The organism is Kribbella sp. NPDC058693, assembly GCF_042715335.1.
In the GTDB taxonomy this organism is placed as follows: Bacteria; Actinomycetota; Actinomycetes; order Propionibacteriales; family Kribbellaceae; genus Kribbella; species Kribbella jiaozuonensis.
On record NZ_JBHXSQ010000003.1, the window covers coordinates 980,667 to 1,006,991 of the forward strand.

At 68.5% G+C, this 26,325-nt stretch carries 28 protein-coding genes and 1 tRNA gene; 17 read left to right on the plus strand and 12 right to left on the minus strand.

Annotated features, from left to right (window positions below):
• The first annotated feature begins 2 nt into the window (after positions 1–2).
• The 4 genes from pth to ACFWUU_RS22805 are packed head-to-tail and all read left to right on the plus strand — an operon-like array spanning position 3 to position 5,843.
• Entirely contained in the window at positions 3–578 is a 576-nt protein-coding gene (gene pth / locus ACFWUU_RS22790) for an aminoacyl-tRNA hydrolase (protein WP_380177934.1), read from the plus strand.
• Positions 575–4,207 (plus strand): transcription-repair coupling factor, encoded by a 3,633-nt coding sequence (mfd, locus tag ACFWUU_RS22795; RefSeq protein WP_380177936.1) that lies wholly within the window; start codon positions 575–577, stop codon positions 4,205–4,207. Before pth ends, mfd begins: the two co-directional genes overlap by 4 nt.
• 31 nt (positions 4,208–4,238) lie before the next feature.
• On the plus strand, positions 4,239–4,862 hold the full coding sequence (locus ACFWUU_RS22800; RefSeq protein ID WP_137259069.1) for a hypothetical protein: 624 nt from the start codon (positions 4,239–4,241) through the stop codon (positions 4,860–4,862).
• 6 nt (positions 4,863–4,868) lie between these two features.
• Entirely contained in the window at positions 4,869–5,843 is a 975-nt protein-coding gene (locus ACFWUU_RS22805; protein WP_137259070.1) for a MazG family protein, read from the plus strand.
• 1 nt (position 5,844) lies between these two features.
• On the opposite strand, the gene ACFWUU_RS22810 is transcribed toward ACFWUU_RS22805, so the two are convergent.
• A complete protein-coding gene (locus ACFWUU_RS22810; RefSeq protein ID WP_134123511.1) occupies positions 5,845–6,135 on the minus strand; it encodes a transcriptional regulator in 291 nt (96 codons plus the stop codon).
• On the minus strand, positions 6,132–6,593 hold the full coding sequence (locus ACFWUU_RS22815; protein ID WP_380177938.1) for a hypothetical protein: 462 nt from the start codon (positions 6,591–6,593) through the stop codon (positions 6,132–6,134). Before ACFWUU_RS22815 ends, ACFWUU_RS22810 begins: the two co-directional genes overlap by 4 nt.
• A 254-nt stretch (positions 6,594–6,847) precedes the next feature.
• Here ACFWUU_RS22815 and eno point away from each other — a divergent pair, with 254 nt between their 5' ends.
• Genes eno through ACFWUU_RS22835 form a run of 4 tightly spaced genes read left to right on the plus strand, consistent with a single transcriptional unit; the run spans position 6,848 to position 10,127 of the window.
• The gene (gene eno / locus ACFWUU_RS22820) at positions 6,848–8,128 is read left to right on the plus strand and encodes a phosphopyruvate hydratase (RefSeq protein WP_371404687.1); all 1,281 of its coding nucleotides are present in this window, start codon (positions 6,848–6,850) and stop codon (positions 8,126–8,128) included.
• Positions 8,129–8,147: 19 nt separating this feature from the next.
• A complete protein-coding gene (locus ACFWUU_RS22825; protein ID WP_380177940.1) occupies positions 8,148–8,753 on the plus strand; it encodes a septum formation initiator family protein in 606 nt (201 codons plus the stop codon).
• Positions 8,750–9,232, plus strand: a complete 483-nt coding sequence (locus ACFWUU_RS22830; RefSeq protein WP_380177942.1) for a DUF501 domain-containing protein — start codon at positions 8,750–8,752, stop codon at positions 9,230–9,232. The genes ACFWUU_RS22825 and ACFWUU_RS22830 overlap by 4 nt, the downstream gene beginning before the upstream one ends.
• Positions 9,225–10,127, plus strand: a complete 903-nt coding sequence (locus ACFWUU_RS22835; protein WP_380177944.1) for an exopolyphosphatase — start codon at positions 9,225–9,227, stop codon at positions 10,125–10,127. Before ACFWUU_RS22830 ends, ACFWUU_RS22835 begins: the two co-directional genes overlap by 8 nt.
• Here the strand turns inward: ACFWUU_RS22835 and ACFWUU_RS22840 are convergent.
• Positions 10,120–10,695 (minus strand): TetR/AcrR family transcriptional regulator, encoded by a 576-nt coding sequence (locus tag ACFWUU_RS22840; protein ID WP_380177946.1) that lies wholly within the window; start codon positions 10,693–10,695, stop codon positions 10,120–10,122. The genes ACFWUU_RS22835 and ACFWUU_RS22840 overlap by 8 nt on opposite strands.
• Before the next feature lie 129 nt (positions 10,696–10,824).
• On the opposite strand from ACFWUU_RS22840, the gene ACFWUU_RS22845 reads away from it, so the two are divergent.
• From ACFWUU_RS22845 to ACFWUU_RS22855, 3 genes are all read left to right on the plus strand, one after another.
• Positions 10,825–12,255 carry an MFS transporter gene (locus ACFWUU_RS22845; RefSeq protein ID WP_380177947.1) on the plus strand — a complete coding sequence of 477 codons (1,431 nt, stop codon included), beginning with the start codon at positions 10,825–10,827 and terminating at the stop codon, positions 12,253–12,255.
• A 193-nt stretch (positions 12,256–12,448) separates the two neighbouring features.
• Positions 12,449–13,297, plus strand: a complete 849-nt coding sequence (locus ACFWUU_RS22850) for a uracil-DNA glycosylase (protein WP_380177949.1) — start codon at positions 12,449–12,451, stop codon at positions 13,295–13,297.
• Positions 13,298–13,358: 61 nt separating this feature from the next.
• The gene (locus tag ACFWUU_RS22855) at positions 13,359–14,102 is read left to right on the plus strand and encodes a hypothetical protein (RefSeq protein ID WP_380177951.1); all 744 of its coding nucleotides are present in this window, start codon (positions 13,359–13,361) and stop codon (positions 14,100–14,102) included.
• A 13-nt stretch (positions 14,103–14,115) separates the two neighbouring features.
• Here the strand turns inward: ACFWUU_RS22855 and ACFWUU_RS22860 are convergent, their stop codons facing one another.
• The 4 genes from ACFWUU_RS22860 to ACFWUU_RS22875 all read right to left on the minus strand — a co-directional run bounded on the left by ACFWUU_RS22860 (position 14,116) and on the right by ACFWUU_RS22875 (position 16,474).
• Positions 14,116–14,937 carry an LLM class F420-dependent oxidoreductase gene (locus ACFWUU_RS22860; protein ID WP_380179049.1) on the minus strand — a complete coding sequence of 274 codons (822 nt, stop codon included), beginning with the start codon at positions 14,935–14,937 and terminating at the stop codon, positions 14,116–14,118.
• 389 nt (positions 14,938–15,326) lie between these two features.
• Positions 15,327–15,409 (minus strand) — tRNA-Leu (locus ACFWUU_RS22865).
• Between the two features lie 19 nt (positions 15,410–15,428).
• Entirely contained in the window at positions 15,429–15,971 is a 543-nt protein-coding gene (def, locus tag ACFWUU_RS22870) for a peptide deformylase (RefSeq protein ID WP_380177953.1), read from the minus strand.
• Entirely contained in the window at positions 15,968–16,474 is a 507-nt protein-coding gene (locus tag ACFWUU_RS22875; RefSeq protein ID WP_137258488.1) for a glycine cleavage system protein R, read from the minus strand. Before ACFWUU_RS22875 ends, def begins: the two co-directional genes overlap by 4 nt.
• 104 nt (positions 16,475–16,578) lie before the next feature.
• On the opposite strand from ACFWUU_RS22875, the gene ACFWUU_RS22880 reads away from it, so the two are divergent.
• On the plus strand, positions 16,579–17,697 hold the full coding sequence (locus tag ACFWUU_RS22880; RefSeq protein WP_380177955.1) for a sensor histidine kinase: 1,119 nt from the start codon (positions 16,579–16,581) through the stop codon (positions 17,695–17,697).
• Positions 17,694–18,353 (plus strand): response regulator transcription factor, encoded by a 660-nt coding sequence (locus ACFWUU_RS22885; RefSeq protein ID WP_137258486.1) that lies wholly within the window; start codon positions 17,694–17,696, stop codon positions 18,351–18,353. The genes ACFWUU_RS22880 and ACFWUU_RS22885 overlap by 4 nt, the downstream gene beginning before the upstream one ends.
• A gap of 42 nt (positions 18,354–18,395) precedes the next feature.
• Here the strand turns inward: ACFWUU_RS22885 and ACFWUU_RS22890 are convergent, their stop codons facing one another.
• From ACFWUU_RS22890 to ACFWUU_RS22905, 4 genes are all read right to left on the minus strand, one after another.
• Positions 18,396–19,703, minus strand: a complete 1,308-nt coding sequence (locus ACFWUU_RS22890) for an NAD(P)/FAD-dependent oxidoreductase (protein ID WP_380177957.1) — start codon at positions 19,701–19,703, stop codon at positions 18,396–18,398.
• Positions 19,704–19,811: 108 nt separating this feature from the next.
• Positions 19,812–20,141: a VOC family protein gene (locus ACFWUU_RS22895; protein ID WP_170989975.1), complete on the minus strand. Its 330-nt coding sequence runs from the start codon at positions 20,139–20,141 to the stop codon at positions 19,812–19,814.
• 60 nt (positions 20,142–20,201) lie between these two features.
• Positions 20,202–21,386, minus strand: a complete 1,185-nt coding sequence (locus ACFWUU_RS22900) for a GNAT family N-acetyltransferase (RefSeq protein ID WP_380177959.1) — start codon at positions 21,384–21,386, stop codon at positions 20,202–20,204.
• A gap of 40 nt (positions 21,387–21,426) precedes the next feature.
• Positions 21,427–21,927 carry a DinB family protein gene (locus ACFWUU_RS22905; RefSeq protein ID WP_380177961.1) on the minus strand — a complete coding sequence of 167 codons (501 nt, stop codon included), beginning with the start codon at positions 21,925–21,927 and terminating at the stop codon, positions 21,427–21,429.
• A 62-nt stretch (positions 21,928–21,989) separates the two neighbouring features.
• Between ACFWUU_RS22905 and ACFWUU_RS22910 the strand changes: the two genes are divergently transcribed.
• On the plus strand, positions 21,990–22,751 hold the full coding sequence (locus ACFWUU_RS22910; RefSeq protein ID WP_233715115.1) for a DUF4118 domain-containing protein: 762 nt from the start codon (positions 21,990–21,992) through the stop codon (positions 22,749–22,751).
• Between the two features lie 83 nt (positions 22,752–22,834).
• Here the strand turns inward: ACFWUU_RS22910 and ACFWUU_RS22915 are convergent, their stop codons facing one another.
• Positions 22,835–23,731, minus strand: a complete 897-nt coding sequence (locus ACFWUU_RS22915) for an NADP-dependent oxidoreductase (RefSeq protein WP_380179051.1) — start codon at positions 23,729–23,731, stop codon at positions 22,835–22,837.
• Here ACFWUU_RS22915 and ACFWUU_RS22920 point away from each other — a divergent pair.
• From ACFWUU_RS22920 to ACFWUU_RS22930, 3 genes are all read left to right on the plus strand, one after another.
• The gene (locus ACFWUU_RS22920; RefSeq protein ID WP_380177963.1) at positions 23,730–24,107 is read left to right on the plus strand and encodes a winged helix-turn-helix transcriptional regulator; all 378 of its coding nucleotides are present in this window, start codon (positions 23,730–23,732) and stop codon (positions 24,105–24,107) included. The two genes, ACFWUU_RS22915 and ACFWUU_RS22920, sit on opposite strands and share 2 nt — an antisense overlap.
• Before the next feature lie 145 nt (positions 24,108–24,252).
• Positions 24,253–25,074 (plus strand): Bax inhibitor-1/YccA family protein, encoded by an 822-nt coding sequence (locus ACFWUU_RS22925; RefSeq protein ID WP_137258480.1) that lies wholly within the window; start codon positions 24,253–24,255, stop codon positions 25,072–25,074.
• A 111-nt stretch (positions 25,075–25,185) separates the two neighbouring features.
• Complete coding sequence (locus ACFWUU_RS22930; RefSeq protein WP_380177965.1) at positions 25,186–26,325, plus strand: VOC family protein; 1,140 nt, start codon at positions 25,186–25,188, stop codon at positions 26,323–26,325.

Consider the following 26,325-nt stretch of genomic DNA (forward strand, 5'->3'; position numbering starts at 1 on the left):
CCGTGGCGGACGACGTGTGGTTGGTCGTCGGACTGGGGAATCCCGGCCCTTCCTATGCCCGCACCCGGCACAACATCGGCTGCCTGGTGGCCGACGAGCTTGCCGCCCGGACCGGCGGCAAGTGGAAGCAGAGTAAGCAGGTCAAGGCCGAGCTGATCGAGACCCGGATCAGTGGCCTGCGGACGGTGCTGGCCAAGCCCCGCGCGTACATGAACGAGTCCGGCGGCCCGGTCTCCGGCCTGCTGAAGTTCTTCAAGCTGGACCCGGCCAACCTGGTCGTCGTCCACGACGAGCTGGACATCGACTTCGGCGTACTGCGCTGCAAGTTCGGCGGCGGGGACAACGGGCACAACGGGCTCAAGTCACTGCGGAAATCGCTTGGCACCGGTGAGTACTATCGAGTGCGGTTCGGTGTGGGTCGTCCGCCGGGCCGGCAGGCGCCCGCAGACTTCGTCCTCAACGAGTTCTCCTCGACCGAACGCAAGGATCTTCCGTTCGCCGTCGACCGGACCGCGGACGCCGTCGAGTGCCTGCTCACCGACGGCCTGGATGCAACCCAAGGGAAGTACAACTCGTGAAATTGAGCGGTCTGGTCGACACCCTGATCACCGATCCGGTGGTGTCCGAGGCCGTTCGTGACGCCAAGAGCGACGGTGTCACGACCCTCGACCTGAGCGCGCCCGGCCCGGTGCGCCCGGTCCTGCTCGCCGCGATCGCCGCCGCCCAGAACGGCGCCGACCGCCCGGTCCTCGCGGTCACGGCCACCTTCCGCGAGGCCGAGGAGCTCGCCGAGGAGCTGCAGTGCCTGGTCGAAGAGCCCGGCACCGTCGCCTACTACCCGGCGTGGGAGACCCTCCCGCACGAGCGTCTCTCGCCGCGTTCCGACACGGTCGGCCGGCGTCTCGCCGTACTGCGACGTCTCGCGCACCCGGATCCGTCCGACGAGACCACCGGGCCGATCAAGATCCTGGTCGCGCCGGTGCGATCCGTGCTGCAGCCGCAGGTCGCCGGCCTGGCTGACCTCAAGCCGGTGCAGCTGCACGTCGGCGACTCGATGGAGCTCGAAGATGTAGTGGAGCGGCTCGCCGGAGCGGCGTACCACCGGGTCGATCTGGTCGAGCGGCGCGGCGAGTTCGCGGTCCGCGGCGGCATCATCGACGTCTTCCCGCCGACCGAGGAGCACCCGCTCCGGGTCGACTTCTTCGGCGACGACGTCGAGGAGATCAGGTACTTCGCGGTCGCCGACCAGCGCTCGTTGGAGATCGCCGAGCACGGTCTGTGGGCGCCGCCGTGCCGCGAGTTGCTGCTGACCGACGAGGTGCGTTCGCGTGCCGCCGTACTCGCGAAGGAACACCCCGAGCTGGCCGAGCTGTTCGAGAAGCTCGCCGAGGGGCATGCCGTCGAGGGCATGGAGTCGTTGGCTCCGGTGCTCGTCGACAACATGGAGCTGCTCGTCGACCTGATGCCGGCCGGTGCGCATGTGATCGTCAGCGACCCCGAGCGGGTCCGGGCCCGGGCGCACGATCTGGTCGCGACCAGCCAGGAGTTCCTGGATGCGTCGTGGGCCGCGGCCGCCGGTGGTGGCGAGGCCCCGATCGACCTCGGCGCAGCGGCGTACATGTCACTGGGAGACGTCCGGTCGCATGCCTTGGGCAAGGGGCTGGCCTGGTGGAGCCTCTCGCCGTTCGCGGCGGCGCCGACCGACGACACTCCGGTACTGCGGGACTCGATGGGCGAGCGCGTCTCGTTCGACATCGACGCCAACGCCGGTGCGGTCACCAGCAGGATCCTCGCGGTCCACGAGGTCGACCCGTACCGCGGTGAGACGGCCGCCGCGGCCGAGGACATCCGCGGCTGGCTCCGGGACGGCTGGCGCGTCGTCTGCGTCACCGAAGGACACGGTCCCGCGCAGCGGCTGGCCGAGGTGTTCTCCGAGGCCGAGCTGCCGGCCCGCGTGGTCGAGGGGATCGAGGAGATCCCGGAGCCGGGCGTCGTCCTGATCTCGCAGGGGCAGCTGGACCACGGGTTCATTGCCGAGGGCATCAAGTTCGCCGTACTCACCGAGAACGACCTGGCCGGGCAGCGGTCCGCGGCCGAACGCCGTTCCCAGCAACGGATGCCGTCGCGCCGGAAGAAGACGATCGACCCGCTCGAGCTGCAGCCGGGCGACTACGTCGTCCACGAGCAGCACGGTGTCGGCCGCTACGTCGAGATGATGCAGCGGACCGTCGGTTCGGGCAGTCAGAAGGCCACCCGCGAGTACGTCGTGATCGAGTTCGCGCCGAGCAAGCGCGGTCAACCGGGCGACCGGCTGTACGTGCCGACCGACCAGCTCGACCAGGTCACGCGGTACGTCGGTGGCGAGCAGCCGACGCTGGACAAGATGGGCGGCGGCGACTGGGCCAAGCGCAAGGGCCGCGCCCGCAAGGCCGTCCGCCAGATCGCCGGCGAGCTGATCAAGCTGTACGCCGCCCGTCAGGCGACCAAGGGACATGCCTTCGCCAAGGACACCCCGTGGCAGCGTGAGCTCGAGGACGCGTTCCCGTTCGTCGAGACGCCGGACCAGCTGGCCACGATCGACGACGTCAAGCACGACATGGAACGCGTCATGCCGATGGACCGGATCGTCTGCGGTGACGTCGGCTACGGCAAGACCGAGATCGCCGTCCGGGCCGCGTTCAAGGCGGTGCAGGACGGCAAGCAGGTCGCCGTACTCGTGCCGACCACGCTGCTTGTGCAGCAGCACTACGCGACCTTCGCCGAGCGGTACGCCGCGTTCCCGGTGAACGTCGCGCCGTTGTCGCGGTTCCAGACCGACAAGGAGGCGAAGGCAACGATCGACGGCCTCGCCGACGGGTCGGTCGACGTGGTGATCGGGACGCACCGGCTGTTCAGCGGCGAGGTCGCGTTCAAGGACCTCGGCCTGGTCGTGGTCGACGAGGAGCAGCGGTTCGGCGTCGAGCACAAGGAGCAGCTGAAGCGGCTCCGGACGGCGGTCGACGTACTCACGATGTCCGCGACGCCGATCCCGCGGACGCTGGAGATGTCGATCACCGGTATCCGCGAGATGTCGACGATCGCGACCCCGCCCGAGGAGCGGCACCCGGTGCTGACCTTCGTCGGTGCGTACGACGAACACCAGGTGACCGCGGCGATCCGGCGCGAACTGCTCCGCGAGGGGCAGGTCTTCGTCGTCCACAACCGGGTCAACACGATCGAGAAGGCCGCCGCGCGGATCCGTCAGCTCGTGCCCGAGGCGCGGGTGTCGGTCGCGCACGGCCAGATGAACGAGCACACGCTCGAGAACGTCATCCAGGGCTTCTGGGAGAAGCAGTCCGACGTGATCGTGTGTACGACGATCGTCGAGTCCGGGATCGACATCTCGAACGCGAACACGATGATCGTCGAACGCGCCGACCTGCTCGGCCTGTCCCAGCTGCACCAGCTCCGCGGTCGCGTCGGTCGTGGCCGGGAGCGTGCGTACGCGTACTTCTTCTTCCCGCCCGAGAAGCCGCTGACCGAGACAGCCCACGACCGGCTGGCCACGATCGCGCAGCACGCCGATCTGGGTGGCGGTATGGCGGTCGCGATGAAGGACCTGGAGATCCGCGGCGCGGGCAACCTGCTCGGCGGCGAGCAGTCCGGGCACATCGCGGATGTCGGATTCGATCTCTATGTCCGGCTGGTCGGCGAGGCGGTCGCGGAGTACCGCGGTGACACACAGACGGAGGAGCCCGAGGTCAAGATCGAGCTCCCGATCGACGCGCATCTGCCGCACGACTACATCCCGTCGCAGCGGCTGCGGCTGGAGATGTACCAGCGGCTGGCCGCCGTCCGGGACGAGGACGGGATCGCGGAGCTGGTCGAGGAGCTGCACGACCGGTACGGCGACATTCCGCAGGCCGTGCTGAACCTGATCGAGGTGGCGAAGTTCCGCAACCACGCCCGCCGGGCGGGGCTGCACGACGTCACGCTGCAGGGGAACATGATCCGGTTCGGGCCGGTCGAGCTGCCCGATTCGAAGGTGCTCCGGCTCAACAGGCTGTACCCGAAGAGTCTGGTGAAGCCGCAACTGCATACCATTCTGGTGCCGAGACCTGCCACCAGGCCGGTCGGCGGTCAGCCGCTCCGCGACCAGGAGTTGCTGCAATGGTGCACCCGGTTGATCGACGACGTGATCGCGGAACCTATCGTGGTGCCGGCGTGAAACCTTTGAAGAACAGATACGAGGAGATTCGGTGAGCACACGGCTACGGGCTCTCGGTGCGGTGGCGGCGATCGTGCTGCTGACCGGTGGTTGCGCGGCGGGCACACACCCGGGTGCGGCAGCCGTTGTCGGCACGACCGAGATCAGCATCGGCGACGTCGACAAGACCTCGCAGGCGGTGAGCACCGCGCTCGGGCAGAACTACAACACTGCCGCCGCGCTGAGCGACCTGGTGAACAACGCGATCCTCGGGCAGGTCAAGCAGGACAAGTCGATCTCGGTCACGCCCGCGGAGACCGCCACGGCGGCCAAGAGCGCGGTCGGTGACGACGAGGCGACGTTCCAGAAGTTCCAGTCCGACACGGTCACCCGCGACTTCCTGAACGAGGTTGCCACCGCGGCGGTCGTCACCGTCAAGCTCGGCGGCGGCACGATCAAGGACCTGCAGGACCAGGCCAAGCTGCAGCAGGGCCTGCTCGCGGTCAAGGACGCGTCGAAGGACATCAAGGTCTCGGTCGCCCCGCGCTTCGGCCAGTGGACCGACGGCAAGCTCGACACGAGCGTCTCGGGCTCCCTCTCGGTCGAGTCCGACCAGACCGCTGCCAAGCGCAAAGCCGCGGCCGACGCCGCCCAGCAAGCCCAGCCCCAGGGCTGACGGCTCATGAGTAGCGGTGGGACGATCACGGTCGTACTCACCAGCCCCCGGGTCGCGCCGGGTCTGCTGACCCGCGCGACCTGGCAGGCGCTCGAGGCTGCCGACGAGATCGGCGCGGCCGGCGGTCCGGGCCGCCCGGATGTACAGGCTGTGATCGGCTCCGGCCTCGTTGTCACCCAGGTCGAGGCCGGCGTCTCCGCCGCGTGGGCCTGGCTGTCGTCTGCCGCCGCCGAGGGACGACAGGTGGTCTGGCTGACCGGTGACGACGGCGAGCCGGGTCTGCTCCGCGTCGTGTCCGACGAGCTGGTCCGCGAGCCGTCGTACCAGGTGGAGATCTTGCACGGCTCCTACGACGTACCTGGCGCTCGGCTGATCGACCTCGTGCGGGTAATGGACCGGCTGCGGCGGAACTGCCCGTGGGACCAGGAGCAGACGCACGAGAGCCTCGCGAAGTACCTGCTCGAGGAGACGTACGAGACGCTCGAGGCGATCGACACCGGGGATCTCTCGCACCTGCAGGAGGAGCTGGGTGATCTGCTGCTGCAGGTCGCGTTCCACTCCCGGATCGCCGAGGACAACCCGGACGAGGCGTTCACGATCGACGATGTCTCCGCCGGCATCGTGGAGAAGCTCATCCGCCGCCACCCGCACGTTTTCGGCACGGTCGACGCAGCGGACGCTGCTGCCGTCGAGGCCAACTGGGAGACCATCAAGGCGGCCGAGAAGCAGCGCTCCTCGGTCCTCGAAGGCATCCCGCTAGCCCTGCCTGCGCTGGCTCTGGCCGACAAGGTCCTGGGCCGCTCGGCGAAGGTTCTCCCGTCGGAGGCGTCCCCGGAGGTGGAGACCTCCGCGGAGGAGATCGGGCCGGAGTTGCTTGCCGTCGTGCGCGAGGCACGCCGCCTGGGGGTCGACGCGGAGCAGGCGCTGCGGCAGGCGGTCGGCGTACTCGCTGAGCAGGTCCGCGCCGCCGAGAGCGCCTGAACTACTTCGGCCCGTCCAGGAGCGCCCGGAGCGCGTCCCGATGGGCGGCGTACGCCTGGGTCCCCGCCTTCGTCATCCGGTACGTCGTGGTCGCGCCGCGGCCGTGACCGGTCTTGGTCGTCGCGACGTATCCGGCCGACTCCAGCGCCGACATGTGCTTCGACAGGTCGGAGTCGCTCACCTCCAGGTAGTCCTTGAGGAACCGGAATGTCACGGTCGTCGCGTTCGCGAGGACAGCCATCGCCGCCAGCCGTTTCGGCGCGTGGATCACCGGGTCGAGGCCATCGATCACCCGAGACGCTCCCGGACCTGCGCGGCGGCGACGGCGTACCGGCGTTCGTAGAACCAGAGGCCGGCGGTCACCAGCACGAACGCAGTCACCGCGGCGGCGAGCACTCCGCCCAGCCACCAGACCAGCGCGACGATCAGCACGAACACGGGCACTGTCATGAAGTACCGCTTCCAGATCCGTCCGATCTCCCGTGGCGGCCGCCCACGCCCCGGGAACGGCATCGCACCGTGCCGCCGCTGCATCCAGGTCAGGAACCCGACCTCCAACGCGATCAACCCAACCAGCGACCCGACGAACAGCAGCCCGTTCTCCCGCCACCACGCGAAGGTGCCGATCAGCCCCGCCACCCAGAGCCCGACGACCGGCGGATACCACCACGGCGTCTCCGGATAACTCACGTACGGCGCCGCCTCGGCCCGCTCGATGATCCGCAACTGCTCCTCCGCATCACTTTCCACACCGGAAAGCTAACCAATAACTTTCCACTTCCGCAAGTAGTTGTACTACCTGTTCTTCCGTCACCGAAACGGCCGTAGAAGTCTTGCTGGGTGTGGATTCCGGGGATCTTGCGGTCTTTCGGGCGGCCAACGGAGTGTTACTGACGCGGGAGGTACCTCCGGATGCGATCGTTAGGACCGACGCGGTCCACTGAGGCTGGTGGTCTGGAGGCTAGGCTCGGGACCGATTCGTCATCGAGAACTTGGGAGTCAATGTGGCCACCATCGAGGCCGTCGGCGCCCGCGAGATCCTCGACTCGCGCGGCAACCCCACTGTCGAGGTCGAGGTTCTGCTCGACGACGACACCGTCGCCCGGGCGGCCGTCCCGTCGGGCGCGTCCACCGGCCAGTTCGAGGCCGTCGAGCTGCGTGACGGCGACAAGGAGCGGTACGGCGGCAAGGGTGTCCAGAAGGCGATCACCGCGATCCTGGAGGACATCGACAAGGAGATCGTCGGGTACGACGTTCACGAGCAGCGGCTGATCGACCAGGCCCTGCTCGACCTGGACGGCACCCCGAACAAGGCCAAGCTCGGCGCGAACGCCATCCTCGGCGTCAGCCTCGCGGTCGCGAAGGCGGCCGCGGACAGCTCCGGCCTGCCGCTGTTCCGCTACGTCGGCGGCCCGAACGCCCACGTCCTGCCGGTGCCGATGATGAACATCCTGAACGGCGGCGCGCACGCGGACAGCAATGTCGACGTCCAGGAGTTCATGATCGCCCCGATCGGCGCCGCGACGTACGGCGAGGCGCTGATGCAGGGCGCGACCGTCTACCACGCGCTGAAGGCGGTGCTGAAGGAGCGCGGCCTGTCCACCGGTCTCGGCGACGAGGGCGGTTTCGCGCCGAACCTGGCCAGCAACCGTGAGGCCCTCGACCTGATCGCGGTCGCGATCGAGAAGGCCGGTCTGCAGCTCGGCAAGGACATCGCGCTGGCGATGGACGTCGCGGCGAGCGAGTTCCACACCGACGGCGTGTACGCGTTCGAGGGCGGCAAGAAGTCGGCCGACGAGATGATCGCCTACTACGCCGACCTGGTCGCGTCGTACCCGATCGTCTCGATCGAGGACCCGCTGAACGAGGAGGACTGGGACGGCTGGAAGAGCCTGACCGGTCAGCTCGGCGACAAGATCCAGATCGTCGGCGACGACCTGTTCGTCACCAACGTCGAGCGGCTGCAGCGCGGTATCACCGAGAAGGCGGCGAACAGCCTGCTGGTCAAGGTGAACCAGATCGGCTCGCTGAGCGAGACCCTGGACGCCGTCGACCTGGCCCACCGCAGCGGCTTCACCTGCATGATGAGCCACCGCTCCGGCGAGACCGAGGACACCACGATCGCCGACCTCGCGGTCGCGACCAACTGCGGCCAGATCAAGTCCGGCGCCCCGGCCCGGTCCGACCGCACCGCGAAGTACAACCAGCTGCTCCGGATCGAGGAGGAGCTCGACGACGCGGCGACGTACGCCGGTCGCTCGGCCTTCCCGCGCTTCCAGGGCTGAGTCTCAGGAGGACCCAGGTATGCCGTCCCGTCGGGAATCCGGTGCACGCCCCGGCTCGCGTCCGTCGAGCCGGACCCAGTCGCGTCCACCGGCCCGGCGGGGCGACCAGCCCAAACGCCGTACGGCGGGAACCCAGGCCGATCCGGCGCGGACCCGGGGCTCCCGCAACCTGACCGGCCGGGCGGCCGTCGTACTGCTCGTGCTCGGGGCGTTGATCGTGTCGTACGCGCAGAGCCTGCGGGTGTGGTTCGACCAGCACCAGCAGGTCAGCGCGCTGCAGCAGGAGATCCGCGACCGGGAGAAGCGGGTCGGCGAGCTGAACGACGAGATCGCCCGCTGGAACGACGACGCGTACGTGAAGGCACAGGCGCGGCAGCGGCTCGGCTGGGTGATGCCGGGTGAGGTCGGGTACCGCGTGATCGGCGCGGACGGGAAGCCGGTCGGCGCCCCGCCGGAGCCGTCGACGCCCTCGGACGGTGCGACGGACACGCAGAAGCCGACCTGGTACACGAAGCTGTGGGGGAGCGTCGAGGGCGCCGGCAAGCCGCCCGTCGCCGCGACGCCGACGCCGGCCAAACCCACCCCGAAGCCGATCATCACGCCGTCACCTAAGGTGACCCGGTGAGTGTCAGCCCTGCCGATCAAGAAGCAGTCAGCAAACAGCTCGGCCGTACGGCGCGAGGGATCCGCTCGATCGCACATCGGTGCAGCTGCGGCCTCCCCGACGTGGTCGAGACCGAGCCGCGCTTGCCGGACGGTACGCCGTTCCCCACGACGTACTACGTGACGTGCCCGCGGCTGGCGTCCGCGATCGGGACGCTCGAGGCCTCCGGGATGATGAAAGAGATGACGGATCGCCTGGCCGAGGATCCCGAGCTGGCTGAGCGCTACCGGGCCGCGCACGAGTCGTACCTCGCGCACCGCGAGTCGATCGAACATGTCGAAGAGATCGCCGGCATCACGGCTGGCGGGATGCCGACCCGCGTGAAGTGCCTGCATGTCCTGGTGGGCCACTCGTTGGCTGCCGGTCCTGGCGTGAATCCGCTTGGCGACGAGGCGCTGGAAGCCCTGGACGACTGGGGCCGTCGAGGCCCGTGTGTCTGAGCGGGTTGCCGCGATCGACTGTGGCACGAACTCGATCCGGTTGCTGATTGCGGATCTGGTCGACGGTCAGTTGGTCGAGGTCGATCGGCGGATGACCATCGTCCGCCTCGGTCAGGGCGTCGACGCGACCGGCGCCTTCGCCCCGGAAGCGCTCATGCGCGTCTTCAAGGCAGCTGACGACTTCGCAGCTGTCATCGAGTCTGTCGACCGGCTTCGTTTCGTCGCCACCTCCGCGGCCCGCGATGTCAGCAACCGCGACGAGTTCCTAGCCGGCATCGAGGCGCGCCTCGGCGTACGCCCCGAGATCATTTCCGGTGAAGAAGAAGCCGAACTCAGCTTCCGCGGCGCGACCATGTCCCTCGACCTCCCCGCGCCGTACCTGGTCGCCGACATCGGCGGCGGCTCGACTGAACTCGTCCTGGGCGACCAGAACGGCGTACGAGCAGCCGAATCGCTCGACATTGGCTCCGTCCGCCTCACCGAACGCCACATCACCACCGACCCGACGTCCCCGGCCGAACTAGCCGCGATCACCAAAGACATCGACGCGCTCCTCGACGGCACCACGGTCCCGCTGGCCGACACCCGCGCGTTGATCGCCGTAGCCGGCACCGCCACCACCGTCGCCGCGGTCGCGCTAGGCCTCCCGGAGTACGACCGCAACGCCGTCCACCACGCTCAGCTGACGGCCGCCGACGTACGCCGAACCACCGCCTGGCTCACCACGTCGACCCGCGCGGAGCGGTCCGCCGTACGGTCCATCCACCCGGGCCGCGTGGACGTCATCGGCGCCGGCGCCCTCATTCTCCAACGCCTGACCGACCGTCTTCCTGTCGACGCCCTGACAGTCTCCGAACACGACATCCTCGACGGAGTCGCGCTCTCGCTTACCTGATGCGGACGCCGTCGAGGGCGATGGTCAGGACCCGGTCGCGTTGGGCCTGGTCGACGAAGCCGGCCGCGGTCAGGCCGCTGACCATGCGGAGGAGGTCGTCGAACGAGACGTCCTTGCGAGCCTCGCCGGCCTCCTGGGCGCGCTCGAACAGCGGCGTCCCGGCCGCGTACATCGCCGCCCGGGCCGCCTTGAAGCTCTCGGTCTCGCGGTTCAGCGACTCCCAGATCGCGCGCTTGGTCGCGGCGTACTCGACGAAGCGGTGCAGCCACGTCGTCAGCGCGTCCCACGGCGGTAGATCGGCCACCTTCTCGGCGGCGATGCACAGCTCCTCGATCTCGCCGAAGTAGACCGCGTTGAGCAGGTCCTGACGGTTCGGGAAGTTGCGGTACAGCGTGCCGATGCCGACCCCGGCCTGGCGGGCGATGTCCTCGAGCGAAGCCTCGACGCCCTTGGTGGCGAACGCGTCCCGGGCGGCGACGAGCAGGGCGTCGAAATTCCGCCGTGCGTCCGCCCGCTGCGGCCGGCGTACGTCGACCTGCAAAGCCGGCCTGCTCTGCTCGCTCACCATTCGATCACCTTAGCCAGTTGTTACCGGAGGCATCCCTCCGGTATAGTGGAGGCACACCTCGACTTTACCAGGCCGGGGATTCCCGCGCCGTCGTACGGCGCGATCACACCCCTTTCGAAGGACTTCTGCATGCCTGTCATCAGGTCTGGAAACCCGCGTCTGACCTTGGCGGTCCTCGCCACGGTCGTCGCATCGTTCTCGATGTTGCAGTCGCTGGTGAGCCCGGCGCTGCCCGTCATCCAGCACGACCTGCACACCACCCCGAGCACGGTCACCTGGGTCTTCACCGCGCTGTTGCTGTCCGTCTCGGTCGCGACCCCGCTGCTCGGCCGGATCGGCGACATGGTCGGCAAGGAGCGCACGCTGTTCATCGCCCTCGGCGCGCTCGCCGTCGGCTGTCTGATCGCCGCCCTCGCACCGAACATCGGCGTACTGATCGCTGCCCGCGTCTTCCAGGGCGTCGGCGGCGCTGTCTTCCCGCTGGCGTTCGGGATCATCCGCGACGAGTTCCCGGCCGAGCGCGTGCCGTCGGTGGTCGGCGTGGTCTCCGCGATCATCGCCGCCGGCGGTGGGCTCGGGATCGTGCTGGCCGGCCCGATTGTCGAATGGCTCGGCTGGCGCTGGCTGTTCTGGATCCCGATGGCGGTCGTCACCGTGTCTTCGGTGCTGGTACGCCGGTATGTCCCGGAGTCGCCGAACCGCGTCGCCGGCCGAATCGACTGGCTCGCTGCTGCCTTCCTGTCCGGTTGGCTGATCGCGCTGCTGCTTCCGCTGAGCAGCGGCCGCATGTGGGGCTGGGGCTCGTTCCGTACCGTCGGCCTGTTCGCGGTGGCCGTCGTACTGCTGGTCGGTTGGATCACCGTTGAGCTGCGGTCGCGGAACCCGCTGATCGACATGCGGATGATGCGCCGCCCGGCGGTGTGGACGACGAACCTGGTGGCGCTGCTGTTCGGCGCGGCGATGTTCGCGGTGTACGCGTTCGTGCCGCAGTTCCTGCAGATCCCGAAGGCGGCCGGGTTCGGCTTCGGGGCGAGCGTGACGCAGGCGGGGCTGCTGATGCTGCCGATGCTGGTCACGATGGCGGTCACTGGTTCTCTGAGCGGTCCGCTTGCGCCGCGGTTCAACGTGAAGGCGCAGGTCGTTTCCGGGTCCGCGTTGAGCTTGGTCGCGGCGCTGATCTTCGCGGAGTTCCACGACCAGCAGTGGCAGGTGGCGGTATCGACGGCGTTGTTCGGCGTCGGGCTGGGGCTCGCCTATGCGTCGATGACCAGCCTGATCGTCCAGAACGTCCCGCGCGAGCAGACGGGCGCGGCGACCGGCATGAACACCAACATCCGCACGATCGGCGGATCCATCGGTACGGCGCTGGCCAGCTCGATCATCACCGGCCATCTGCAGCCGTCAGGTCTCCCGGCCGAGTCGGGCTTCACCGACACGTTCCTGCTGCTGGCCGCGTTCGCCGCGGCAGCCGTCGTACTGGCGCTCGCGATCCCGAGCCCTCGTCGTACGCGACCTATCGAGGCCACCGAGGCGCAGCCCGTCGAGGAGCTAGCCGCTTAGCCCATCAACGGCCGTAAGAATGCGGGCCCAGGGCAACTCCCGCCCGTCCGCCTCCCATTCGATCAGTACGACGCCTGCCGCGCGCAGCGTCTCCAGATGACCGGCCCACGCGGGATGCCTCGCGTGGGCCGCGAAACAGCTCGATCGGAGGATGCGATGACTCCGATGGCGGTCATGTCTTTAGTCTGAGGGGATGAAGCTTCCGCATCCGTTGACGGGGCAGTTGTTCGAGAGTCCGGTGCCGCCGGGGACCGGGTGGCCAGAGGATCCTGCTGTACGGCGTACTCCGGTGGCGCGTGACGCCGCCAAGGTGGTGAAGCTCGCGGCGGTCGATGACCTACACGAACTGGAAGCACGGGTGTCGGTCTGCCGCGCCTGTCCGCGGCTGGTGGAATGGCGGGAAGACGTTGCTGTCGGCAAGCGAAAGTCCTTCGCCGACCAGCCGTACTGGGGGCGCCCGATCCCCGGCTGGGGCGACCCGGCCCCACGCATCCTGATCGCCGGCCTCGCCCCGGCCGCGAACGGCGGCAACCGCACCGGCCGCGTCTTCACCGGCGACCGCTCGGGCGACTGGTTGTTCGCCTCGCTGTACCGCGTAGGCCTCGCCAACCAGCCCACCAGCGAGCACGCCGGCGATGGCCTCCGCCTCACCGGCGCCCGCATGATCGCCGCCGTCCGCTGCGCCCCACCCGCCAACAAACCCACACCCGACGAACGGGACAACTGCGCCCCGTGGTTCCGCCGCGAGCTGGAACTGTCCCTCGCCACCACCCGAGCCATCGTCTGCCTCGGCAAGTTCGGGTACGACGCCCTGCTCAACGGACTCGCCTCGCTGGGCGCAACGATCCCGCGACCCCGCCCCAAGTTCGGCCACGCCGTCGAACACCAGATCCCAACCCCACAAGGCGAAATCGCCGTCCTCGGCTGCTTCCACCCCAGCCAGCAGAACACGTTCACCGGCAAACTCACCGAACCCATGCTCGACGCCGTCCTGGCCCGCGCGAAGACTCTCGCCGGGTTATCCACAGGGCCGGGGGAGTGAGGTTGACCCGGGTGGTGCAGGTGTTGGAAGCTCCCGGCATGCCTCCGAAACGGGTGTTCAGATGACCAGCGGGAATCTGCCCGAGCAATCCCGCGGACGCCCCGCCACGCGCCGGGAGGCGGGCGGTGTCGAACGCTCGACCGCCAAACCCCAGATGCCCGGCGCCCACGAGGCGACGAACCTCAACTTCATCCCGGCCCCGGATCGGTTCCACTTCTGGGAGGAACTCCACGACGACGTCAAGGCGTACGTCGAACGCAAGGTCGGACCGCGGATCGACTGGTGGGCCGACCGCCACAAACGAGAACGCGACCGCCCGTACGCTGTCGTCCTCGGCCCGAACGGCTTGGCGGTGACGACTCCGAAGGTCAACCAGCAGGGTCAACGCACCCAGAGCGTGCGACTCGATCTGTTCGTACCGTCGAGCCTCAAGCACGCCGTCGTACAGCAGCAACCCACCAAACCCCGCGGCGCCCTACGCTCCCTCGTCTCAGGCCGAGCCGGCACCCCCGAGCCGGCCGCGCCGCCACCGGACCTGCAACTCACCGAGGACATGCGCGGCTTTCTCGGCAACCTCCCCGTCGAAGCGCAACACCGCCTGCAAACCCCATTCCTACGAGGCCAAGCCGTCAAGCACTACCTGTCCTATGCCTACGGCAACAACGAAGACTACGACGCTTGGTGCTACCTCGCCGGCGACCGAACCATCACCTTCGCCTCCGGCCACTGCACCCGCCCAACCGGCACACCCCCAACCCAAGCAACCTGGCACCTAACCTGCTACCAAGCCGACATCGCCCGCTGACGACCAAGGTCCGTCAGGCGTTCTGCTCATCCCGCCAGGCGATCCACTGCCGAGCGGTTTCGAGGTCGTAGTCCGGTCCACTGGTAGAAGTCGTGAACAAGCTGACCCCAAGTTCCCGCAACGGCGGCCCCGCCTCGCGCGGATCGCCCCCGACATGCACGGAGTACTCGATCGACGACGGGTCCCGCCCGATCTCAGCGCAGTACTTCTTCAGCAACCCGAGCTTGCGCACCAGATCCTCACCCTCAGCAAAGGTGTTCCAGATATCAGCATGCTCGGCAACGATCCGAAGCATCTTCTGCTCACCCCCACCAGCAATCAGAATCGGCATCCGCCCAACCAGCGGCGGATTCAACACACCCAGCCGCTTCTTGATCCTCGGCAACGCCCCAGCCAACTCGGCAACCCGCCGCCCAGGCGACGGAAACTCATACCCGTACTCAACAAACTCCCGCTCCTTGAACCCAGCCCCGACCCCAAGGATCACCCGCCCACCACTGATGTGATCGACCGTCCGAGCCATGTCAGCCAGCAGCTCCGGATTCCGATAACTGTTACAACTAACCAGCACCCCAAGCTCCACCCGAGCCGTCTGCTCAGCCAACGCCGCAAGCACCGTCCACCCCTCAAAGTGCTTGCCCTCAGCATCCTTCCCCAACGGAAAGAAGTGATCCCAGGTAAAGAGCGCGTCAGCCCCCAGCGCCTCCACCTCACCAGCCGCCCGCCGAATATCCCCATACTCAGCCCGCTGCGGCGCCAACTGAACCCCAATCCGAACAGGTCTCACGAAAGCCGCCCATCTCACGTCAGACAAACACTCGACCATAGGCCACATCAGGTCCACCCCGCACACGAATTGCACGGCACCAGCCGGACCACCCGGCTCTGATCGGTGGAAGCGGTTGTAGCCCCGAAGCCACCACGACCAGCTCCCCCAGAACGAGGCAGGGCCGTACGACGCCGCCCGAGGCGGCGGCTGCAGGAGACGGTCTGTACCCGACCACGGGGCGGTCGATCGCGCGGCAGCGCGCACTCGCCGGCGGCAGCCGGCACCCGTCGGCGGTAGCCGACCAAGCCCGCGATAGCGGGAAAGGATGTTCCGGGCGATGAGCCCGGGGGTGGGGTGGGAGCGGGTGTAGCGGCCGCGGGTGAGGAGCGGAGCGACGAACGGAGCGGCTGCGTAGCGCGCGTGGGCTGGCTGCAGTAGTCCGACAGCATGTTCTGTGCCCGGGACGGGATTCGAACCCGTATGCCTGTTGGGGCCGCGAGGTTTAAGCTCGCTGCGTCTGCCGTTCCGCCACCCGGGCTTCGGACTGAGGGTACAAGCTATTGGTAGTTCTTCCGCGGGTAGACGGCGTGGGCGCCGGCGACGCGGTCGAGGAAGAGTTTGCCGTTGCAGTGGTCGATCTCGTGCTGGAGCGCCCGAGCCTCGAAGGCATCGGTCGTGATGGTGACAGAATCCGTAGTCCCAGGCAGTACGCCGCGAACGGTCAGGCGGGTCGCCCGTTTGACGTCGCCGGTGAAGTCCGGGACGGACATGCACCCCTCACGAGCCTTCTCATTCCGAGAAGCCTCGACCACGACCGCGTTGCAGAGAACGAAGACACCGTGACACGTGCGGGTTTTCGGGTGATCGCTCACATCCAGCGAGAACATCTGCGCCGCCACCCCCACCTGCGGCGCCGCCAGCCCGACGCACCCGGGCGACACCCGCATGGTCGCCACCAGATCCGCCGCCAGCTGAATCATCGAAGGATCGAGCGGGTCCACCGAGGCGCCCTCAGTAGCAAGCACGGGATGCGGAGCGCGGACGACCTCCAGGACCTGGCCTTCGACGTCCAGCAGCTTGGGTGACCAGGGGGAGATCACAGGTCGTCGCTCTCCGCCGGGCGCAGGGTGACGCCGACGCCGAGCTCCTCGGCGGTGATCTCAAGCGCGCGGTCCAGCATCTCCAGCTCCGCCGACGGCGGCAGCTCGACCTCCGCGGTCAGCACGTACAGCCCGCCGCTCAGCCGCGTCGCCAGGTCCGTGATCGTCCCGCCGGCCGCGGCGATCATCCGCGTCACCGCCGCCACGATCCCCGGCCGGTCGGCGCCGTGCACGCTCAGCATGTACGGCGCACCGATCGGCGCGTGCTCGTGCTCCGGACCCATCGTCCGCACCGTGATGACCAGCTCGCCCTGCAGCGGCTCCAGCGCCGACTCGACCTCGTCGATCGGCCCCGCGCAGACGATCATCATCGCGAAATGGCCGCGCAGCAGCGTCATGGTGGTGTCCTCGAGGTTGACCCCGGTACCGACCAGGGCCCCGGTGACGTCCGCGATGATGCCCGGGCGGTCCGGGCCGATGACGGTGACAGCGAGCTGACTCATGCCCGGCAACCTACCGTTGACCTAAGTACCGCAAGAAAGCGACTTCGGTATCCGGACGGCCGTCAAGCCGCCGGAGAACGCTTACGCGCCGCTACATTCGAACCATGAAGGAGCTCTTCCGGCGGAGTACGCGCGACTGGATCGTGGACAGCATCGTCTTCGTCGTCGCGGTCTTCGCAGGGTTCCTGCTGTACGACGAGGGCAGTAAGGACCCGATCAGCCCCGGCCTCCTCGCGATCGACTTCTACGTCGGGATGGCGCTGTGCCTCACGCTCTGGTTCCGCCGGCGCTGGCCGCTCCAACTGGCGATCATCGGCGCCGCCGTCTCGACCTTCTCGGACACCGCCGGGGTGGCCGCCTTGATCCTGATCCTCACCGTGGCGATCCATCGGCCGCTGCGGACGACCGTGCTGGTCTTCGGCGTGAACGCGATCAGTCTGGCCGTCTACGTCCAGATCAGGGACAAGCCGGACGATCCCACGGCGGTCGTGATCGCAGCGATCTCCGTGTACGTCGCCGTGGCCGGCTGGGGTCTCTACATCCGATCCCGCCGCCAGCTCCTGCAGACGTTGCGAGACCGCGCCGATCGCGCCGAGGCGGTCGCGCGACTCGAGGCCGAGCGGGGCCAGCTCCGCGCCCGGGAGGAGATCGCCCGCGAGATGCACGACGTACTCGGGCATCGGCTGTCCCTGCTCAGCGTGCACGCCGGTGCGCTCGCGTATCGCCAGGACGCGTCCGCGGACGAGGTCGCCGGCGCCGCCGAGATCATCCGGGCGAGCGCGCACCAGGCGCTGCAGGATCTCCGCGAGGTGATCGGCGTACTGCGGGCGCCCGTCGGCGAACTCCCGCAGCCGGCGTTCTCCGACCTACCCGCACTCATCGACGGCTCCCGCGAGGCCGGCATCCCCGTCGACCTCACCCTCGACGCACCGGGCGCGATGCCGGAGCACGTCGGGCGTACGGCGTACCGCATCGTGCAGGAAGGCCTCACGAACGCGGTCAAGCACGCGCCCGGCGAACCGGTGACGATCAGCGTGACCGGTGCCCCCGGCAACGGATTGTCGGTGGAGCTGCGCAACCCGGCGCCCAACCGCAGACGAGGAGATGGCCAAGGTTTGAAGGGACTCAGCGAACGCGCCGCCCTGGTCGAAGGCCGGATCGAACACGGCCGCACCCCCGAAGGCGACTTCCGCCTCTACGCCTGGCTACCGTGGCCCGCATGACCATTCGGGTGCTGATCGTCGACGACGATCCGTTGTTGCGGGCCGGGCTGAAGTTGATGCTGGGCGGCGCGCAGGACATTCGCGTGGTCGGCGAGGCCGGCGACGGTTCCGGCGTACAGACACTGATCGATCGGCTCGCGCCGGACGTGATCCTGATGGACATCCGGATGCCCGGCACCGACGGCCTGACCGCGACCGAGACGGTACGGCGCCGTCCGGGCGCGCCCGAGGTCGTCATCCTGACCACGTTCGACGCCGACGAGCACGTACTCCGGGCGCTCCGCGCCGGCGCGGCAGGCTTCGTCCTGAAGGACACCCCGCCGGGCGAGATCGTCGAGTCGGTACGCCGGGTCGCGGCCGGCCAGCCCGTCCTCTCGCCGGCCGTCACCAAGCGCCTCATCACCCGCGTCGCCGACTCCGGCACCGACAGCCGCAAGGCCAAGGCCGTCGCCAGGCTCAAGGACCTGAACGACCGCGAACGCGAGATCGCCGTCGCCGTGGGGGAGGGGAAGTCGAACGCCGAGATCAGCGCGACGCTCTACCTCAGCGTGCCGACCGTGAAGACGCACGTCTCCCGCATCCTCACCAAGCTCGACCTGAACAACCGCGTCCAGATCGCGTTGCTGGTGCACGACGCGGATCTGCTGAACGAATGAAGAAGGCCGGCCCCCGGCGAGTCGAGGGCCGGCCGATCAGGTTTACGACTGGGTGGCCCGGCGGAACTCCTCGTTCGGAGTCTGCAGGCTGCCGAGGCTGGTGACCTCGCGGCGGAAGAACAGCGCCAGCGTCCAGTCGAGGATGACGCGGGCCTTCCGGTTGAAGGTCGGGACGCGGGACACGTGGTACGTCCGGTGCAGGAACCAGGCCAGCCAGCCCTTCACCTTCACGCCGTACAGCTGGGCGACGCCCTTGTGCAGGCCGAGGCTCGCGACCGAGCCGACGTACTTGTGCCGGTAGTCCTGCGGCGGCTGGCCGTCGACCACCCGGAGGATGTTCGCGGCGAGCTGGTGGGCCTGGCGGACGGCGTGCTGCGCGTTCGGGGCGCAGAAGGCGCCGGTCTCGCTGGTCAGGTCCGGTACGGCGGCGTTGTCGCCGGCGGTCCAGGCGTCGTCGAGGCCCTCGATCCGCAGGTTCGCCAGGGTCTTGATCCGGCCCTTCTCGTCCAGCGGGAAGTCGGTCGCGGCGAGCGCCGGGTTCGCCTTCACGCCGGCGGTCCAGACGATCGTGTCGGCGTCGAACTCCTCGCCGTCGCTGAGGATCACATGGCCCTTCTCGCAGGACTCCAGCCGGGTCTCCAGCTTGATGTCCATGTTGCGCTTGCGGAGCTCGTCCACGGTGTACTTGCCGAGGTCCTCACCGACCTCGGGCAGGATCCGCCCGGTGGCCTCGACCAGGACCCAGCGCATGTCCTCGGGCTTGATGTTGTCGTAGTAACGGGTGGCGTAACGGGCCATGTCCTCGAGCTCGGCGAACGCCTCGACACCGGCGTACCCGCCGCCGATGAAGACGAACGTCAGCGCGGACTTGCGCAGCGCCGGGTCGGGCTGCGACGAAGCGACGTCGAGCCGGTCCAGGACCTTGTTGCGCAGCGCGATCGCTTCCTCGACGTTCTTGAACCCGGTGGCCTCGTCGGCCAGGCCGGGGATCGGCAGGGTCCGGGCGATCGAGCCGAGCGCGACGACGATCTGGTCGTAGGCGAGCTCATACTCCGGGCCCTCCTCGGGCATTACCTTGGCGACCTTGTGCGCGTGGTCGATACCGGTCACGCGGCCGGTCACCACCCGGCAGCCCTTGAGGGTCTTGCGCAGCGGTACGACGACGTGCCGCGGTTCCACCGATCCGGCCGCCGCTTCGGGCAAGAACGGCTGGTAGGTCATCACCGACCGCGGGTCGACCACGGTCACGCGGATCCGGCCCTTGCGGGCGGCGCGGCGCAGGCCGTACGCGGTGTACATCCCGACGTAACCGCCTCCGACGACGAGGATGTGCGGCACCTGGGCTGTCATGCGGTTCACTCTCCCTGAGTGGTTCTCCGACTTCATGTTAACTTCAACGCTAAGGGCTCGTGAAAGATTTCACAAACCCCCGGAGGAGTGATCTCACCCACCGAACAGCTACTCGGACTCACCCTCCAGAGCGAGGCGATACCCACTCGGAGTACGGAGCAGGAGGCGGCGATAGGTCCACCCCGGAGCAGGGTCGTTCTGCTCGAGTTCGAAGTCGAGGCCGGCCTCCTTGCAGCGGGCGATCGCCGCGTCCACGTCGGACACCGCGATCTGCCAGGTGAGCACACTCGGCGGATCGTTCTCCGCCTCCGCCTGCTGGATCCCGAAGTGGATCGTGTCCGTGCCGAACGCGATGAAGTCCGGGTACTCCGATCCCTCGTAGATCACAGGTAGCCCGAGCTTCTCGTAGAAGGCGCGCTCGGCCGCAAGATCGGACACGTTGAGAACGGGAGCCAAACGCGTGAACAGCGGGTCGGTAGCCACAGCTACCAGCGTCCTCTACGTCGTGCCGAGGCGGTAGACGGAAACGTGGGACGGGGAGTCGGCGGTGAACGGCGTGCTTGACCAGTCGGCGTGGCGGGATTCCAGGGTGAAGCCGGCGAGTTGGGCCATCAGGTCGAGCTCGGCAGGCCAGATGTAGCGGTGGGGGCTGCGGAAGAGTTCGGCCTGGGTTCCTTCGGTGAAGTGGAAGTGGTGGGAGACGACGTGTTGTTTCAGTACGTCGTACGTGTCGAGAAGGATGTAGCCGGGGTCCGCGATGCCGACGGTGGCCGGGGTGCCGGGTGGGAGGCGGCGGAGTTCGGGGACCCAGAGTTCGATGACGAAGTGGCCGCCGGGGGAGAGGTGGCGGGCGGCGTTGCGGAAGCAGGCGACCTGCTCTTCCTGGGTGAGCAGGTTGGAGATCGTGTTGTAGACCAGGTACACCAGGCTGAACTCGCCCGGCACCCTCACCGCGGACATGTCGCCCACGACCACGGGGATCGCGGTCTCGTCGGCCTTCGTGCGGAGTTCGGCGAGCATCGCCGTGGACAGCTCGATCCCACTTACCGACACGCCCTGCGCCGCCAGCGGTACGGCGACCCGCCCGGTGCCGATCGCGAACTCCAGCGCCCGCCCACCACCCACGAGCTCGGCCAACCGATCCACGGTCGGCTCAAGGACGTCGGCCGCGAACATCCCGGTGCCGGGAGTGTCGTACCGCTTCGCCACCTCCGCGTCCCACAGTTGCGTGCCATGGGTCCACTGCATGACATCCTCGGCGCCGTCTTCCCCGGTCTTGTGGAAGCCGAGGCGGTCATAGAGCCGCCGGGCGCCGGGATTGTCGCGTTCGACGTGGAGTTCCAGCGGTACGCCGCGACCGGCTGCCTCGGACTGCAGTTCGGTGATGATCGCAGTACCGATGCCGCGGTTCTGCACGTCCGGATGGAGCTGGATGCCGTTCAGCTCGACGGCTTCCGGCGTACGGCTGACGCGCAGGCGCCCGACGCGCTGTCCGTCGAGCTCGATCACGGTGAGATCGGTGGCCGGGTCGTCGATCGACTCGCGGCTCCAGTCCGCGAAGCCTTCGCGCCAGGCTGGCTCGTCGAAGTCCGGCGCCAGCCGTCCTTGGGCACGGGTGGCGGTGAGGGTCACGTCAGCGAGGAACTCGACGTCCGCGAGCGAGGCTTCCCGGATTCGGTACATGCCGAGGAACCTACGCAGGCACTCGGACCGCAGCCACCGGTTATTCGCCCACCTCGCCGTCGGTGGCTTCGCGGAGGAGGTCCAGGTGGCCGAGATGGCGAGCGGTCTCCTCGATGATGTGCGCCACGGCGTACCGGAGGTTGAAGCGCATGTCCTCCGAGCGGGCCACGTCGTCGAAGGACGCGGCGGCGGTGATCTCGCGAGAACGCGCGCACTCGGCCCGGTACGCCGTGAGAATCGACTCGACGGTGTCGCCCGGCAGGATCGGGAAGCCGCCGTGCGGATCCTCCTCGCTCCACGGCCATTCGAGATCGAGCCCTCCGAAGTCGATCGAGAACCAGAACCGCTCGACCGCGGTCAGGTGTTTGACGACGCCGGCCGGGGTCAGCGCCGACGGATCGACGGGCCGGGCGAACGCTTGCTCCTCGGTCAGGCCGCTGAGTTTCAGTTCGACGGTGGAGCGGAGGAAGTCGAGCAGGCCGGTGAACGTACTGCGTTCGTCGGCGTCCTCCGGTGGCCGGGTACGGGTGATCTCGGGCATCCGCCAACGGTAGGCGCGACAGAGTTCCGCGAGAAGGGTTGATCGGGACAGGTGAAGTGCGCATGAATAGGGGTGTGGAGAGTTACCGCACGCCCGTCCTGACGGCCTCGCTGCTCGCGCCCCCGGCGGTTTGTGCGCTGCTGACCCCGTTCCGCGAGCATTTCGACAACGCCAACGCGGCCCTGCTGCTGGTCGTCGTGATCGTTGCCGTCGCCGTGTTCGGCATCCGGCTCGCCGGTGTGCTCGCGGCCATCTCCAGCGCGGTCTGGTTCGACTTCTTCCTGACCGTCCCGTACGACAGCTTCACGATCAACAGCAGCAACGACGTCGAGCAGGCCGTCCTGCTGCTGGTGATCGGGATCGCGGTCACCCAGATCGCGATCTGGGGCCGGAGGCAACAAGCCAACGCCTCCCGGCGCCGGGGTTACCTGGACGGCGTGATCACCACCTCGCAAGCGGTTGCCGCCGGTGGCTCCACCGACGACCTGATCGACCAGGTCCGCACCGAGCTGACCGCCCTGCTGGGGATCGACGGCGCCAAGTTCGTTGCCGGCAGCAAGCAGACCACGGCGCCGCGGCTGAACCCGGACGGCTCGGTCACCCGCGGATCCCATGTCCTGAAGGTCGAGCGCGACGGCCTGCCGACGAACGCCGAGATCGAGCTGACCGTCCAGCACGCCGGCGAGACCCGCGGCCGCTTCCTCCTCACCGCGGCCACCCGCATCGCGCGCCCCGACCTCGAGCAACGCCTGGTCGCCGTGGCCCTGGCCGACCAGGTCGGCGCGGCCCTGTCCACGCAGGAAGCCCTCCACCCCCATATCTGACCCCCGATCCGGCCTGCGGGAGCAAGGCGTCCCGGGTGGCCGCCGGTCCCGGCGTCGCGCCTGCCCATACGGGCGCGACGCCGTCAGACCGTGAGGACCAGTTTCCCGGTCGCGCGGCCGGTCTCACTCAACTCGTGGGCCTTCGCCGCATGCTCGAGCGGGAACACCTGCTCGACCGAGACGCGCAACGCGCCGGCGTCCACCAGGTCCGCGATCGCATCCAGGTCCTCGGCCGTCGGCGCCATCCGGAACTCGTCGTACCGGATCCCGCGGGCGGCGGCCATCGGCCGGACCTCGGCGCGGTCCGGACCCGTCCCGCGGACGTCGAGCAGGATTCCGTCCGGGGTCAGTACGTCGAGGGACCGTACGGCGTACTCGGCCCCGATCGGATCCATTACGACGTCCACGTCGTGAACCGCCGTCGTGAAGTCGGTCGTGGTGTAGTCGATCAGCTCGTCCGCGCCGAGGCCGCGAAGGAACTCGTGCTTCGAGGCGCGTGCCGTACCGATCACATGAGCGCCGCGGTACTTGGCGATCTGTACGGCGAGGTGCCCGACGCCTCCTGCCGCGGCGTGGATCAGGACGCGGTCACCCGGCCCGATCTTCGCGACACCGGCCAACGGCTGGTACGCCGTGAGTCCGGCGGTGGGCAGTGCCGCCGCGTGGACCCAATCGACCGTGGACGGCTTGCGGGCAAGGCGATCCAGGCTCGCGACGGTGAACTCGGCGTACGCACCGCGCGGCGGATAGACGACTCCGTACACCTCCTCGCCGGTGTCCTCGCGGGTGCCGGCGAAGTCGAGGCCGAGAACGAACGGGGGCGGGCCGAAGCGGGGGAGCAGGCCGGAGCGGATCTTCCAGTCGCTCGGGTTCACCCCGGCCGCGCGGACCCGGACCAGGGCCTCGCCGTGGCCCGCTTCGGGGCGTTCCAGTTCGGCGAGCTCGAGGACGCCGGGATCGCCGAACGTGTACTGCGTGATGGCGTTCGATGACTGGGTGAAGACCTACGGGCGTGACTGCCCGTCACGGACCGTCATCGACGTACTGGCGAACAAGTGGGCCTTGTACGTCCTCGGCGCGCTGCGTCGCTTCGACCGGCCGCTGCGCTTCAACGAGCTCCGCCGGCTGCTCGACGGCGTCACTCAGAAGATGCTGACCCAGACACTCCGCACGCTGGAGCGGGACGGTCTGGTCACCCGGACGCTCTATCCGGCGGTCCCGGTCCGGGTCGAGTACGCGCTCACTCCGCTGGGGGTCGAGGCCGGTCAACTGACCACCGCGATCGCCGAATGGTCCGTCGCCCACGCCCACCAGATCCACGCCTCCCGCGCCGATTACGACGGTCGCGAGCAGTAACTCGATAGCGAAGCGATTGGATTGCGCAACCGGTTGTTTTGAAGGGATTTCGGTTGCGGAACAGCCGCGCGATTCTCAGATGTTGTTCAGGATGGGACCGTAGTATTTCGATACGGCCCCGGAAGTGGGTCATCAGGAGGAAATGATGCAGAGCAGTAACCCGGTGCTGAACCGGTCGAGTGCGTTTGCGCCTGGCCAGGGCCAGGCCTATCCGGGGGCCGCTCCGTACGGTCAGCCGAGCCCCTACGGCGGGTCGGGTATGCCGCCGCAGCAGTACCAAGGTGCTCCGGCCGCCAGCCGCCCCATGACGATGGACGACGTGATCGTCCGCACCGCCGCCACCCTGGGTGTCGTCGCCGTGGTCGCGGCGATCGCCTGGAAGACGATCCCGGACACCGTGGTCGGCCCGACGTTCCTGGCCGGTGCCCTCGTCGCGTTCGCGATCGCGATGGTGCTGTCCTTCTCCCGCCGGGTGAACCCGGTGCTGTTGATGATCTACGCCGCGGCCGAGGGTGTGTTCCTCGGGATCGGCTCCAAGTTCATCGCGAACTGGGTCGGTGATTCCGGCATCATCGTGCAGGCCGTGCTGGCCACGATGGTGACGGCTGGTCTGACGCTGGCGACGTACAAGTACTTCGCGATCAAGGTGACGCCGAAGTTCACCCGGATGGTCATCATCGGCACGATGGGTTTCGCCGGCGTGCTGGTGATCAACCTGCTGCTGAGCCTGTTCGGTGTGCAGACCGGGATCAGCGGCTTCGGCCCGATGGGCCTGCTGTTCGCGGCGCTCGGCGCCGGTCTCGCGGTGTTCAACCTGATCCTCGACTTCGACATGATCGAGCAGGGCGTCCGCCACGGTGCCCCGCAGAGCGAGGCCTGGCGCGCCGCGTTCGGCCTGACCGTCACCCTGGTCTGGCTGTACTGGAACATCCTGCGCATCCTCGCAATCCTCCGCGGCGGCGACTGAACCGCGGCGGCACGACAGCCGTAATGTCTTCAGGAGGGCCGGTTCAGGTGGACCGGCCCTCCTGGCATTTCCGGACGCGGTTCGTCCGGTTCCAGCTCTACTGTGGTCCCCATGACCACCGAATGGCGGCACCTCAACGGCACCCTGACCACGTGGTACGACGCTCCCTCACACGCCGCCGGCGCCGCGCTGGTCGAGCGCCTCGCCCCCGGCGCCGAGATCGACCTCCGGGCGAATGGTCTGCGCCTGCGGACCGACACCGAGGAGTCCGCCCGAGACATCTCGAAGGCGGCCGGAGAACTGGGCCTGACCGCTGATCCGAGCGCGCTGCAGCAGGTCAACCTCGCCTTCGAGGCAGCCGACCCGGCCGCGGTGACCACCTTCTGGCGTACGGCGATGGGCTACGAGGCCTCGTCCACCGGCCTCCAGGACCCACTCGACCGTGACCCGGCGGTCGAGGTCCACCCGCTCACCGACCCGCGACCACTCCGCAATCGCATCCACGTCGACGTCGTACGTCCGTCCTATGCGGTGGACGCGGCCCGCGCTGCGATCGGCCAGGAGCCGTACGGCGCGTGGGGCGTCGCGCTGGCGGATCCCGAAGGCAACGAGGTCGACCTGGTCCCGGGGGACGAACTGTCGCCGGATGCCGACGACTGGTGGGCCAACTTCGCTGCGATGGTCTTCTACCCGACGACCTCACCCGCCCAGGCGACCCGTCTGACCTCCGCCGTCGCGCAACTCGCCGATGATGCAGGCATTCCGCTGGAGATCGACCTGCGACCGACCGGGGTGACGATCGACGGCAGCAAGGACCAGTGGGAGGACGACATGCCGAACGGCGGCCCGGCCTTCGTCGAGCTGGCGCAGCGCATCCAGGCTGCCGCGCACGACCTAGGACTCACGCCGGACCCGCGCCCGCTGCGCTTCGTCCAGTTCGGCATCGATGCGGTCGACGGCGACGTACTCAGCACGTTCTGGCGGACCGTGCTCGGCTACCAGCCTGATCCGCGCGAGCAGGTGTCCGACATCTACGATCCGCGTCGGCTGAACCCGGTCCTGTTCTTCCAGCAGTTGGACGCGAACGACGAGCGCAGCAAGCAGCGCAATCGCATCCACTTCGAGCTCGTGGTGCCTGACCCTCAGGCGCGTATCGACGCGGCGCTGTCCGCGGGCGGGCGCATCCTCGAGCGGACCCCGCAACGCTGTCTGATCAGCGACCCGGAGGGTAACGAGCTCGACATACGATGA